Source organism: Coleofasciculus sp. G1-WW12-02 (assembly GCF_040219735.1).
Classification (GTDB): Bacteria; Cyanobacteriota; Cyanobacteriia; order Cyanobacteriales; family Coleofasciculaceae; genus Coleofasciculus.
In genome coordinates this window covers 22,175-33,671 of sequence record NZ_JAVJRX010000078.1, presented here as the reverse complement: position 1 = coordinate 33,671, position 11,497 = coordinate 22,175, and the positions used below count along the sequence as shown (strand labels likewise).

The window sequence follows — 11,497 nt, the reverse complement described above, 5'->3', positions numbered from 1 at the left end:
AACGCCGATTGAAGCACAAGAAAAAAGGGTCTAAGAACTGGCGAAAACTCAATCTGAAGATTGCTAGATTGCACCAACGAATTCATGACACCCGCAAAGACTTTCATTTTAAACTAGCTCACCACCTAGTCCAAGATGCCGACATGATATTTGTTGAAGATATCAACTTCAGGACTTGGGCAAAAGGGATACTAGGAAAGCATACCTTGGACGCTGGCTTTGGTCAGTTTGTCAACATCCTGCAATGGGTTTGTTGGAAAAAACAAGTTTACTTTGCCAAGGTGGATGCTGATTATACCTCGCAGCAATGTCCTCGTTGTCAAACCCACACAGGCAAGAAGTATTTATCAGTAAGAATCCACAATTGCCATGAGTGTGGGTACACCACCCATCGAGATGTTGCTGCGGCACAAGTCGTGATGATTCGAGGCTTCGCCTGTTTGGGTAATGGTTCCCTACTTATATCTGCCTTATCGTCTATGGCAATTATATGAAGGACTGACTATCCTGAGTTCTGATAGCGAATTGATGTGGGTACGGCTTCTGTTAATTGTAGAAATTTTTCTTTGGACAGGTATAGCGCTTCGCGCTGGTGTATTTACACATTAGAGAGGGATGCTTGATCAGGAGAGATTTAGAACACTTGTACTGTAACTACGCGAGAGCGAACTGCTATAACTATCTCTTAGACTTGGCACGGCTTCCCCGGCTGTTTCGATGGGAGGTTCGGGAAGGTTAAATAATTAGATCCCCAACTTCTTGAAGAAGTCAGGGATATTAAGTTGAATGGTACTGACTGGTATGCTGGTGGGCAGTGCCCACCCTACGATATATTAAGGGTTTCGGTAAGCCAAAAATGCACACTTTTCAGTGCCATTCATCTTACGTTTAGTGATCGTGGTGATGATGATGATGATGACTCGATGCCAATTCCGGATTAACCGCGATCGCTGTTTCGCTTAAAAGCGCTTCAATCTGAGGATTTGCCCAATCTGCCACCATGGCTAAAAAGTCAGGATGATCATTGACACAGGGCATCTGTACATAAGTCACATTAGGGCTACGATGCTCTAAAGCGTGGATGATATGATGAACATCCAGCAGGGTTTCATGATTTTCTGTGGCAAAGCCAATCGGCATAAATACGATCGCTTTTGCCCCTAAATCAATCAGATTCTTAGCCGCTAACTCAGCATTGGGCTGTGTCCACTTAATCAGAGGGGTTTGGTGATTGAGCCAACCCACAGAAATGAGGGGATACTTATAAATCAGCTTCTCCCGTACCCGTTCATAAAGCGCCTCACTTTCCATGATGCCCGAGGTAAACCCCTTTGCCTCGTGGGGACAGCCGTGGTTCATCAGGACAATGCCAATTTGAGAGGGTAAGTAGGCGCTGGCTAAATCAGCCGCGATTTTTTCCTCTACCATTTGCGCCATCAAGTTAATGTAGGCGGGTTCGTTGTAAAACGAGGGGATATAACGTTGTCCTTTGATCCAATGTTCGTCGCCCTCGGTCAAATGGACTAAGGCATTATTCACCTGTTCGACAGCAATTCCACTGGTGAAGATAGAATCAACGACGAGGAGAGGATAGATCAGGAGTTTATCAAAGCCTTGGGCTTTAATCTGCTCCAGCACCTGTTCCGGTAAAAACGGAGCGCAGAAGTTAAACGCCTTAAAGACTTGTACCCGTTCGCCCCATTTTTCTTTCAGGCGTTTTTCAATCCCCGCCCGTTGATCCTCAAAAATCTGGTTGTGGGGGGAGATGAAGTTGTTGTGTTGATGTCCCCACTCATGGAAATCAAAAATGGCTAGCAGTTTGGCTAAGGGGGGATACACCCAGGTGGGTACAGGCGCAAACTTAGCGGTTAGTAAATTTAAGGCTTGCTCATTATAGTTGGCAAAGTCTTCGTAACTTTCGACTTCCCCGTAACCCATGAGTAAGACAGCAACGCGATCGTCGCCTTCTGGGTTAGATGTGGGTATTGATTGGACTTTTTCAGGAGTGGCAACCACAAGACTATCCTATCAATGATGGAACATTCACTGGGGTCTGTTCCGAGGGTGGAATCAATACTCCCCAGTTAACCTTAGGGTAGCATCCCCTGTGGGGGGATGATTCACCTGCCTCGCTACAATTAATTCATCTGAAGCAATACACCAATCCGGGTTGACAACGAACTAATGCATGAGCCAGATCCTAAAAATTGGCATCAAAAGACTTGGGTGAGAATCCTGCTACTAATCTTTGCTGTGCTGATCGCGGGGGGGCTTTACCTGATTTCTATCCGCATCGCCACTCACAGACCTCGAACTGTTCCGGCTACACCAGACACCTCAGGCTTAGAATGATTCAACCATCTTGTCAACGGAGAGGGAGGGATTCGAACCCTCGTTAGAGTTTCCCCTAAACAGCATTTCCAGTGCTGCGCCTTAAACCGCTCGGCCACCTCTCCAGGAAGTTTATTATGATCTGTGCGAGACTTAACAGTATCAAACTTAGCACACAATCTGTAATTATACACGAAAGGGATGACTCGATTCTATAAAATTACCATTCACCATCGCCAAACCAACACCCAACAGACCCTAGAAGTTCCCAGCGATCGCTACATTCTACAAGCCGCAGAAGACCAAGGGGTAGAACTGCCGTTTTCTTGTCGCAATGGCGCTTGCACCACCTGTGCGGTGCGTGTTCTCTCCGGTGAAATCTATCAACCCGAAGCCATGGGACTGTCTCCATCGCTGCGCCAAAAAGGTTATGCGCTTTTATGTGTGGGTTATCCCCGTTCCGACTTAGAAGTCGAAACCCAAGACGAGGATGAAGTCTACGAACTCCAGTTTGGGCGCTATTTTGGTAAAGGCAAGATTCGGTTTGGATTGCCCTTAGATGAGGATTAAACAGCACACTCGCCCCCTCTATTTCAGTCACTCCCCCCTGATAGATCCCCCTTCCGTCCCCCTTCAAAAGGGGGAAACCAGCGGATGCTTCGCTTCGATTTCTCCGGGGGGTTGGGGGGGATCGAAACGCCAAACAGTTAACGTGAACAGCAATACAGTCTTAACTGCTTATAAGAGCCGTCTCATCGCCCTCCTGATTGGCTGTGGTTTCCTCTTTTTGCTCGGAGGATGTCAATCTAAAAAAGTTCCTCCTAGTATCCCTGTACAAGTTCAACAGGTTGTCAGTGGACAAACCATTGAGGTATTAGATACCACCCAACAACCCGCCTTAATTGTACGAGTGCGGTTAATTGGCATAGAAGCACCAGATTTGAGACAACAGCCTTGGGGAACAGCGGCTAAAACTCGTATTGAGCAACTTATCGGTGAAACGAGGGGTCAGCAATTGATACTGCAACCTGTTTTCTTAGAACCCGATGTGCAAACCAAAGATAGTTTTGGTCGCTGGTTAGCCTATGTTTGGCATGATGGAGTCATGATCAACGAACAACTGGTTAAAGAAGGATATGTCCTAGCGACGCCGCGATCGCCGAATAATAAATATGATGAACGTCTGATCCGCGCTCAGGAATACGCCAGGATTATGGGATATGGTATCTGGAACCCGGAACAACCCCTACGCTTGACCCCGGCTGAATTTCGGCGACGCAATCCTTAGGCGTTTTTGTCACAAATGACTAACGACTAAAACTCTCCATTCCCCTGAACCACCTGTTTCAGGGTGGTTAACGTCTCCAGAGTAATCATCCCGCGACGATAGCCTTTCTGATTAGACATCCCCAGAAACACCGAGTCCCCACGTTTGGGGTTGCGGGAAAATTGGGGTGAGGAATTGAGATAAACCGAAGCACTATCAACTTTCAGGGAAAATTGACGACTTTCCAGGTAAGACTCGGTAACTAAGCAGTCAGCGTGGCGACTACTGTATTGATTAATCCACGCGATCGCATCTTCGGTGTTATCGACTAATTTAAAGGCTACAACCTTATCCAGATAAGGTTGACTCCATTCCGATTCGGATGCTAAAGTTAGCTGTTCCGGGAATTTTGCCGCCAACTCAGCATCCGCTTTGAGTTTAAAGCCCTTTTCGCTCAAACTCTTACATAGATTCATTACAGAGGATGGCTTTTGATTGCGATGGATTAAGACTTTCTCAATCGCATTCACCGGATCAGGGATACTGGCGTGGCTGTCTAAAATAATCGACCGTACCACATCCCAACTTCCAGATGCTGACCAATAGAGATAGCAGTTCCCCATCGCTGACCTTAAAACCGGTGCGGTTGATTGTTGCAAGACTTGCTGCACTAGCGTTGGGCGTCCGTAGGGAATCACCAAGTTTAAATAGTCATCCCGTGTGACTAAATCTCGAATAGAAGCCCCCTGTTCCGAGGGAAATAATTCCAAACAGCCTGAGGGTAAACCCGCGTCGTCCAAGGCATTTTGTAAGGCTTGGGCAATGACTTGATTCGATTGACTGGCTTCACTACTTCCTTTTAATATCAGACTATTCCCCGTTTTAATACAAAAACCCGCCGCGATCGCACCTAACTCAGGGAATGCTTCATAAATTAAAGCAATCACGCCCAACGGCATCATTTGGCAATAGGTTTGGGAATGGTCAAGTTGATAAGATGCATTCATCACCCGACGGATGGGATCAGATAATTCCCCAATCCGCTGCAAAATCCCAATCGCAATCTGTAGTCGTTCTGGGGTCAGCTTCAGCCAGTCTAATACCAAGTCGGGAACTGCCATTTCTCGACTGGCTTCCAAGTCCATGGTATTGGCATCCAAAATATCATCAAAAGCACTTTGCAGGGCTTTTACCATGGCGTGAACACCACGGGATCGATCAACTCCTTTTGTGGTTGCCAACGCCACAGATGCCCGGTAAGCCCGGATCATTACACTGTTGACCTGAGGTGTAGGGTCAGAGGCTTCCATATCCATCATTTACGAACGCCGATAAGCTAACCAAACCATTAGGGCTGGCAGCACTGCTAAAATAACTGCTAGTAATGCCCATATAATGATAGAAGGACCTGTGGGAGAACGCAGGGCTAGGGGTAACCAGACAATCAGCAAAACCAGCACGATTAAGAGGGCTACAGGTAGATAGCTTTCCCCAAGATTCCCCTGGGTACTCACCCAGCGATGACCTGTCCAACGCCAGGTTTTTTTGTAGGGATAAGTCGTCGATAATTGCTCGATTGTATACCCACTTTCTTCAACGACAAAAATTTGTTGGCAGCGATTACAGCCAAAGGCTTCCGTCAGGATAATCGGTACTAACCCTCCCCGCCGCCGACAAGGGCAGGGATATTCCTGACTTAAATCAATCTTTTGAGCTTTCTGAGGTGGCACAAGCGCTATTCAAAACCAAGATTATGATTGAGTGTTCCTGATTACACAGTCAACGACCGCACCCACAAGGGGATGCGGCTTGCCTCTCATCCCCACCCACTTTTGGGATGGGGTTTCCCCGGCAATCTTTATAAAGTTGCATAGTGAATCACTATAGCTTAAACTTATCCCCATAAATTCCCAACAGAGATTTTCTTGGAGACGCCCATGCTCTAATATTAGCGCTTTCCTTTCCCTTAACCAATTTTTGACTTGGCATCGATAAACTACATACAACACACTATATACAATAAGCGAAGCCTTTGCCGCTTCGCTTTGTCCTTAAGCGGGTAACGCGATTCGAACGCGCGACATTCACCTTGGCAAGGTGACGCTCTACCACTGAGCTATACCCGCAATTATTTTGCTTTTTACAGTTTCTCAGAATAATCCAGATTTGTCAAGTTATTATTTGTTATATGCCATTGCTTCCCTACTCCGAGACATGCCATGGCATATATCTGCATGATTCTGGCTGGCTTATGAATTCCCTGACTCATTGTATTCTGAAGCTGACTCTGAAGGAAGAGAGCGCCCTGATGAAACAGGCAAGGACGGAGGCGTTACTGCCGGATCATAAGCATTATAAGGCGTTGATCCATTTTGCCCCTTAAACTGTTGCATTAAACTCGCCATTTCTAAGGCATTCATGGCATATTCCCAACCCTTATTACTCTTAATTCCTGCCCTTTCTAAGGCTTGCTGCATCGTATCAGCCGTTAGAATACCAAAGACTACGGGTATTCCAGTTTGAAAGCTAGCGGCGGCAATACCCTTGGAAACTTCAGCCGCCACATAATCAAAATGAGGGGTTTGACCGCGAATGACTGCGCCCAAGCAAATTACCGCATCATAGCGATGGCTAAGGGCTGCTTGACGAGCCATGAGAGGGACTTCAAAACTACCCGGCACCCAAATATAATCAACTTGGGAGCCATGAGGATTGGGATCGACACCGTGGCGTTTCAGGCAATCTTGACACCCGGCTAATAGCTTCTCTGTCACTAGGTCATTAAATCGACCGATAATAATAGCCAAGCGCAGGGAGCTGGCTGATGTAAAATTTCCCTCAAAAACTGCCATGGCTATCTTTGCCCTCTCGCGTCATGAGCATCTGAATCTGTTGGTGCATAAGCCCCGCCTGAATCATCGAAGAATTCAGACGGGGAGAAGGTCAGGCTACCACAAAATAGTTCAGGATGCCAACCACAATGACCAGAGCCAGCCAAAGCCCTGAACCTAGCCAAATCAAATTTTTTGATTGCTCCCAGTTTTGGGGGGTAGCGTAGGCGACGGGGACGCCCACAACCATGACGAATGACAAAATAACCAAAGCTGCCAGTGATATTTGAAATAAGATAGACATTTCCTGTTGTGCCTTTTGACGTTAAACCCTTCTGATTAGTAAGCTACCAAAAATTGACCCGCTTTTTTGAAAAAACTGAAAATCAACAAAAAGGTAGATGGCACAAGGAGACAAATGACGAATCACGAATGACGAAGGACAAATGACCAATCATGGACTTAATCTTGTGCCACACGATTAGCGACTTTGACGCCCTAGGAGCAGCCGTCGGGCTGACGCGCCTGAAACCCGGAGCGAAACTCGTCTTAACGGGGGGCGCTCACCCGGCGGTTCGGGATTTTTTGGCGCTGCATCGGGATGAGTATGCTTTAATTGAACGGCGTTCGGTTAAAGTAGAGCAAATTCACTCCCTTATCGTAGTGGATACCCAAAAGCGCGATCGCTTGGGTAAAGCTGCTCAATGGTTAGACTTACCCCATCTTACTGCCATTGAACTTTACGACCATCACGGTAACACTCCTAGTGATATTCCTGTCACATTCCGACAGGTTGAACCCGTCGGTGCCACCACAACGCTCATCGTCGAGCAATTACAACAAACCCCAATCCAATTAACCACAGCCGAAGCCACAGTGATGGCACTCGGTATCCATGTGGATACAGGTTCCTTAACCTTTGACCAAACCACCCCACGGGATGCCATGGCTCTGGCTTGGTTAATGACACAAGGAGCAAATATACGTCAGATTGCCGACTATGTTGATCCAGGACTTTCGCCCCAATTGCAACAACTGCTCACTACAGCCCTAGAGCAGTTACAATCCCAAAATCACCAAGGTTATACCCTTTCCTGGGTGTTCCTGAAAACCCCAGACTATGTAGCAGGATTATCCAGTTTAGCCTCGCGATTAGTTGACCTGACTGAAAGTGACGCCCTACTGCTGGCGGCGGAGTATGGGGAAGCTTGTAGAGACGTTCCGGTGGAACGTCTGGGAGATGGGGAAGCTCAACACTCAAAATCATCCCGTCTAACGATTATCGGGCGATCGCGAATTCCTGGCACTAATTTGAATGCGCTCTTGCAACCTCTGGGTGGAGGTGGGCATTCTCAAGCCGCCGCCGTAACCCTACGCCATGAAAATCCCCCAGAAGTTTTGCCCCAACTTGTTCATCAATTCAAGGAGCAAATTCCTCAACCCCTAAGCGCCCTAGAATTAATGTCATCCCCGGTGCGAACCATTCGCCCCGATACCACCGTTGGCGAAGCACAGCGGATTTTGCTGCGTTATGGGCATTCTGGGCTTTCGGTTGTCGATGAACAGGATCAGTTAATCGGGATTATTTCACGGCGAGATATTGATCTGGCACTGCATCACGGTTTAGGTCATGCTCCAGTTAAAGGGTACATGACCCGAAACCTAAAAACGATTACCCCCCAAACCTTACTGCCAGAAATTGAGTCGCTGATGGTAACCTACGATATTGGACGCTTACCTGTTTTAGAGGATGGGCAGTTAGTCGGTATTGTGACTCGTACCGATGTCCTGCGACATATTCGCCAAGATCAAGAGCGCTGGGGAGAGACTTGCCCAATCCAGATGACCTATCCCTCATCCCGCCTCCTGAATGTGCAAGAACGCCTTGCTCCTGCCCTTTGGCAGTTGCTTACTCAAGCCGCCCAGGAAGCCCAGGAACGGGGTTGGCATCTTTATTTGGTGGGGGGAGCCGTTCGGGATATTTTGCTGGCAGATGAGAGCCAACCGCTGCTTCTAGAAGATGTGGATTTGGTGGTTGATGGCTTTCATCGGGCGGCTGATGTGGGCGCGGGAGTAAGCTTAGCCAAAGCCTTGCGAGAACGGTATCCGAATGCTCGCTTAGAAGTTCATGGGGCGTTTCAAACGGCAGCGCTGCTGTGGCATAATGACCCGGTGCTGGATTCCCTGTGGATTGATATTGCCACTGCCCGGACTGAGTTTTACCCCTATCCGGCGGCGAATCCGGAAGTGGAAGCCAGTTCGATTCGCCAGGATCTCTATCGGCGAGACTTTACCATTAACGCGATAGCAGCCCGACTGACGGGGAGGCGGGGTGAAGCGTTGCCCTTACTGGATTTTTTTGGTGGCATGTTGGATTTGCGATCGCGTCTGATTCGCGTCTTGCACGCCAATAGTTTTATTGAAGATCCCACCCGCATTTATCGAGCGGTGCGGTTTGCCGTGCGTTTAGGCTTTGAACTGGAATCCCAAACCCAAGACTATATTCAGTATGCATTAGAGAGTGGTGTTTATGAGCGATCGCTTGGTGCAAATACCCGAGCGCCTGCCCTAGAAACCCGCTTGAAAGCCGAATTAAAGTACATCCTAGAAGCTCGCTATTGGCAACGGGCATTACAACTCATCGGGTCACTTGAAGCATTGCGCTGTCTTCATCCCAACCTCAAGCTTGACCCGTCGTTATGGTGGCGTGTCCGTCTGATTGACCGTTGGTTACGACGCTTTGACCCTGATCAAACCCTAAAACATTGGCAGATGCGTCTTGAGGTGTTAATTGCTCATTTAGAGCCTCAAGAACGCGGCAAGGTGGCAGAAAATTTACAACTGCCTATTGATAGTATTGAGCGACTTGAGCATCTAGAACCAGCCCAAACCGATGTGGTGGCGTCTCTACCTCAATGTCAGCGTCCCAGTGAAGTGGTTTGGCTGCTACGTCAATACAAATTACCCCTATTGGTTTTGATTGCTGTACACAGTTCTAGAGCAATTCGACGCCAGTTGTGGCACTATTTCACGAACTTGGCAACCGTGCAAGCTCCTCTTAATGGGAATGATCTCAAACGTTTGGGGTATAAGCCCGGACCCCACTATAAAGAAATGTTGGATGCGTTGTTAGCCGCTACCTTAGATGGCATGATTCAAAATCAGGCAGATGCCAAAGTATTTCTGGAGCAGCATTATCATCACTCTAAGAAGTGAGAGAGTTTTGACAATTACCATTTGTTACATCACCCAGATGCAACTAAATCCGCCGCTCTTGGCACAATTTGGATATACTCCATCTAGGCAATAGCATTATTTGTGCTTGTGGGGAGTGAATTTTTATGAACTTGACGGCAGAACAGGGCTTAAACCAAGGAAAATACGTCCTCAATACCCAACTCGGCGCCGGTGTTTTCAATCTCACCTACAAAGCAACCGATACAGAGTCAGGTCAATCGGTTGTGATTAAAACCTTAGGTGAAGCACTGCGCCAGCATGCCAACGTTAATCAATTCAAGCAGCAATTTTTAGACATCGCCAAACGATTGAATTACTGCCAACATCCTCATCTGGTGCGCGTCATAGACTATTTTGAGGAAACGGGATATCCCTACCTGGTTATGGAATATATCCCCGGACAGACATTGGCAGACGTTGTGCAAGCGGGTTCCTTGTCAGAGGCGGAGGCGATTAACTATATCCGTCAAATCAGCGACGCGGTAAAGGTCCTACACCAAGTCGAATTACTCCACCGAGATATCCAACCAAAAAACATTATTCGGCGTCAGGATAGCGATCGCGTTGTGTTATGTGAGGTGGGGATGCTCTATGAGTTCACTCCAGGCGTCCAACAAACCTACGCCAGTCTCCTCAGTGCTGGCTATGCTCCTCCAGAAGAGAGTACCTTGACAAACACAGCAACGCGGCAAACGGATATCTATGCTTTAACCGCAACATTCTACTGCTTACTCACGGGATATCCCCCCTTACCCGCACCTGTGCGACAGGCGTTGCTAGAAAAGGGAGACGATTGCCTATTTTCCTCACCCTCAAAAACCCACTTGTCTAAATGGAGTCCCACCATTAAACAAACACTACGGTACGGTCTAGAACTCATCCCTAACAACCGTCCCCAAACGATAGACACCTGGCTAAAGCAGCTTCCCCTTCAGGAGTCTGTTGCTGTCCCTGAACCGATAATCACTCAGCCCGTCGAAAACCAGCCTAACTCAAAACCATCTCCTCGAATGAAGCGAAAGGTCAAAACTCAAAACTCAAAACTCAAAACTCCCAAAACGAAAGCCTCAATACCGTTACAAGCTTTGTTCATGACAGGAGCGATCGCGGCGTCAGCAGGGATTGGATTTGGCTATGCTGTACGACTCAACCAACCAGGCGAACCCGGAGCAACGATTTTGCATACCCAACAAACCTTTCCTCCCCGTAGCGATTGGCCTGTTTCCGATGAATGGGTGATTGGTGATTAGTAATTGGTGAATTGGGGAAAGGTGACTGGGAAAATCCTCTCTTGTCTCCCCTGCACCCCTGCTTGCCATAGTTCCACGCCTTAGATCTCTACTTCCCCTGCTCTGCGGCTTCTGTGTCACTGTTGATAATCACGTTATAATTTGTTACGGATACCCAAAACATCTTCCCCATGAGCAATCCAGTCATTCATGCTTTTTTTGTCGGACGATCGCTAGCTCAAACTATGGGCGATCGCGTAGAAGACGCCTTAACCAATGCTCTGAGCGAACTTGGCAAATTTGATGCTGAACAGCGCGAGCATTTGCAACAGTTTACTGAGCAAGTCATGGAAAGGGCACAACAGGAGATGGAAATCGCCATGGGCGATCAGTATTCAAGTACTACCGTATCGACTGGCTCTCAATCCATTGATCTACAAGCTACTATTGACGAGTTGCGAGCTGAAATTGCTCGCTTGCGGACTGAGTTACAGCTCTACCGCAATAAATCAGTGACCTAATTTGAGAGATGCTGGAGGTAGGTGTTTTCAGGTTGAGCAAGCAAATTGACCATCTCCATGTAAGCCGGGAAACTGAGGAGC

The 11,497-nt window shown here is 47.7% G+C and carries 12 protein-coding genes, 2 tRNA genes and 1 pseudogene; 8 read left to right on the top strand and 7 right to left on the bottom strand.

Annotated features, from left to right (window positions below):
* Positions 1–494 (top strand): RNA-guided endonuclease InsQ/TnpB family protein (locus RID09_RS13660; protein ID WP_446336475.1); only part of this gene is annotated, 494 nt, incomplete at its 5' end.
* A pseudogene (locus tag RID09_RS13655) lies at positions 433–739 on the top strand (hypothetical protein); the annotation flags it as partial. The gene RID09_RS13660 and the pseudogene RID09_RS13655, both read left to right, overlap by 62 nt.
* Positions 740–888: 149 nt before the next feature.
* On the opposite strand, the gene RID09_RS13650 reads toward RID09_RS13655, so the two are convergent.
* Positions 889–2,016: a ferrochelatase gene (locus tag RID09_RS13650; protein ID WP_446336474.1), complete on the bottom strand. Its 1,128-nt coding sequence runs from the start codon at positions 2,014–2,016 to the stop codon at positions 889–891.
* 168 nt (positions 2,017–2,184) lie between these two features.
* Between RID09_RS13650 and RID09_RS13645 the strand changes: the two genes are divergently transcribed.
* Complete coding sequence (locus tag RID09_RS13645; RefSeq protein ID WP_446336473.1) at positions 2,185–2,352, top strand: hypothetical protein; 168 nt, start codon at positions 2,185–2,187, stop codon at positions 2,350–2,352.
* Between the two features lie 17 nt (positions 2,353–2,369).
* On the opposite strand, the gene RID09_RS13640 is transcribed toward RID09_RS13645, so the two are convergent.
* Positions 2,370–2,456 (bottom strand) — tRNA-Ser (locus RID09_RS13640).
* Positions 2,457–2,532: 76 nt separating this feature from the next.
* On the opposite strand from RID09_RS13640, the gene RID09_RS13635 reads away from it, so the two are divergent.
* The gene (locus RID09_RS13635) at positions 2,533–2,901 is read left to right on the top strand and encodes a 2Fe-2S iron-sulfur cluster-binding protein (protein ID WP_446336472.1); all 369 of its coding nucleotides are present in this window, start codon (positions 2,533–2,535) and stop codon (positions 2,899–2,901) included.
* 142 nt (positions 2,902–3,043) lie between these two features.
* Positions 3,044–3,619, top strand: coding sequence for a thermonuclease family protein (locus tag RID09_RS13630; protein ID WP_446336471.1), 576 nt, complete (start codon positions 3,044–3,046; stop codon positions 3,617–3,619).
* A 26-nt stretch (positions 3,620–3,645) separates the two neighbouring features.
* Here RID09_RS13630 and RID09_RS13625 read toward each other — a convergent pair whose 3' ends face one another.
* The 5 genes from RID09_RS13625 to psbZ all read right to left on the bottom strand — a co-directional run bounded on the left by RID09_RS13625 (position 3,646) and on the right by psbZ (position 6,733).
* Positions 3,646–4,908, bottom strand: a complete 1,263-nt coding sequence (locus tag RID09_RS13625) for a glutamate-5-semialdehyde dehydrogenase (RefSeq protein ID WP_446336470.1) — start codon at positions 4,906–4,908, stop codon at positions 3,646–3,648.
* A gap of 9 nt (positions 4,909–4,917) precedes the next feature.
* Entirely contained in the window at positions 4,918–5,328 is a 411-nt protein-coding gene (locus RID09_RS13620; protein ID WP_446336469.1) for a hypothetical protein, read from the bottom strand.
* 324 nt (positions 5,329–5,652) lie between these two features.
* Positions 5,653–5,724: transfer RNA gene (locus RID09_RS13615), tRNA-Gly, on the bottom strand.
* Positions 5,725–5,847: 123 nt separating this feature from the next.
* On the bottom strand, positions 5,848–6,450 hold the full coding sequence (gene ribH / locus RID09_RS13610) for a 6,7-dimethyl-8-ribityllumazine synthase (protein WP_446336468.1): 603 nt from the start codon (positions 6,448–6,450) through the stop codon (positions 5,848–5,850).
* A 91-nt stretch (positions 6,451–6,541) separates the two neighbouring features.
* Positions 6,542–6,733 (bottom strand): photosystem II reaction center protein PsbZ, encoded by a 192-nt coding sequence (gene psbZ, locus RID09_RS13605; protein ID WP_006102213.1) that lies wholly within the window; start codon positions 6,731–6,733, stop codon positions 6,542–6,544.
* Between the two features lie 152 nt (positions 6,734–6,885).
* Between psbZ and RID09_RS13600 the strand changes: the two genes are divergently transcribed.
* The 3 genes from RID09_RS13600 (at position 6,886) to RID09_RS13590 (ending at position 11,416) form a co-directional block, all read left to right on the top strand.
* On the top strand, positions 6,886–9,645 hold the full coding sequence (locus tag RID09_RS13600) for a CBS domain-containing protein (protein WP_446336467.1): 2,760 nt from the start codon (positions 6,886–6,888) through the stop codon (positions 9,643–9,645).
* A gap of 125 nt (positions 9,646–9,770) precedes the next feature.
* Positions 9,771–10,916 carry a serine/threonine protein kinase gene (locus tag RID09_RS13595; protein WP_446336466.1) on the top strand — a complete coding sequence of 382 codons (1,146 nt, stop codon included), beginning with the start codon at positions 9,771–9,773 and terminating at the stop codon, positions 10,914–10,916.
* Positions 10,917–11,086: 170 nt separating this feature from the next.
* Complete coding sequence (locus tag RID09_RS13590; protein ID WP_446336465.1) at positions 11,087–11,416, top strand: DUF6825 family protein; 330 nt, start codon at positions 11,087–11,089, stop codon at positions 11,414–11,416.
* The last annotated feature ends 81 nt before the right edge of the window (positions 11,417–11,497 follow it).

Coding starts and splice junctions, on each gene's coding strand:
- RID09_RS13645 (WP_446336473.1), top strand. CDS start 2,185: ATGCATGAGCCAGATCCTAAAAATTGGCATCAAAAGACTTGGGTGAGA.
- RID09_RS13635 (WP_446336472.1), top strand. CDS start 2,533: ATGACTCGATTCTATAAAATTACCATTCACCATCGCCAAACCAACACC.
- RID09_RS13625 (WP_446336470.1), bottom strand. CDS start 4,908: ATGGAAGCCTCTGACCCTACACCTCAGGTCAACAGTGTAATGATCCGG.
- ribH (WP_446336468.1), bottom strand. CDS start 6,450: ATGGCAGTTTTTGAGGGAAATTTTACATCAGCCAGCTCCCTGCGCTTG.
- psbZ (WP_006102213.1), bottom strand. CDS start 6,733: ATGTCTATCTTATTTCAAATATCACTGGCAGCTTTGGTTATTTTGTCA.
- RID09_RS13600 (WP_446336467.1), top strand. CDS start 6,886: ATGGACTTAATCTTGTGCCACACGATTAGCGACTTTGACGCCCTAGGA.
- RID09_RS13595 (WP_446336466.1), top strand. CDS start 9,771: ATGAACTTGACGGCAGAACAGGGCTTAAACCAAGGAAAATACGTCCTC.
- RID09_RS13590 (WP_446336465.1), top strand. CDS start 11,087: ATGAGCAATCCAGTCATTCATGCTTTTTTTGTCGGACGATCGCTAGCT.